Consider the following 619-nt stretch of genomic DNA (forward strand, 5'->3'; position numbering starts at 1 on the left):
GGTCGCGCAGGAAGAAGATCGGGGTGTTGTTGCCGACGATGTCGTAGTTGCCCTCCTCGCTGTAGAAGCGCAGCGCGAAGCCGCGCACGTCGCGCCAGGTGTCCGGGGAGCCGAGCTCGCCGGCCACGGTGGAGAAGCGCAGGAGGGTCTCGGTCTTCGTGCCCGGCTGGAACACGAGGGCCTTGGTGTACTTCGACACGTCCTCGGTCACCTCGAACTCGCCGAAGGCGCCGGAGCCCTTGGCGTGCGGGCGGCGCTCCGGGATGTTCATGCGGTTGAAGTGCTGGTGGGTCTCCAGCAGGTGGGTGTCGTGCAGGACGATGGGCCCCTCGCTGCCCACGGTCAGGGACTGGCGGTCGCTGACGGCCGGGGCGCCGTTCTGGCGGGTGGAACCGGTCGCGTGCGGGGTCGTCTTCTGGTACTCCGTCATGGAACTCTCCTTCGTCGATCGACGTCGGCCGCGCACCGGTCGGCGCGGTGGGCGGCGTCATCCCCGATCTTGGCATAGTTCTGAATCAGTCAAAAGAACCGGGTGCCGGGGTCGGTCGCCGGGGCCGCGGGCCGCCGTCGCGCAGGACCGACGACGGCGCCCAGTCACTAGGATGGAGGGCACCGGAGC

The 619-nt window shown here is 69.1% G+C and carries 1 protein-coding gene; it reads right to left on the reverse strand.

The window, feature by feature from the left end; translation table 11 throughout:
* Positions 1–430, reverse strand: a 430-nt coding sequence (locus ACFWJO_RS38725) for a catalase (protein WP_386872905.1), incomplete at its 3' end; no start/stop codon positions are given.
* Between the last annotated feature and the right edge of the window lie 189 nt (positions 431–619).

Origin of the sequence: Streptomyces sp. NPDC127092 (genome assembly GCF_042722475.1) — a bacterium.
In the GTDB taxonomy this organism is placed as follows: domain Bacteria; phylum Actinomycetota; class Actinomycetes; order Streptomycetales; family Streptomycetaceae; genus Streptomyces.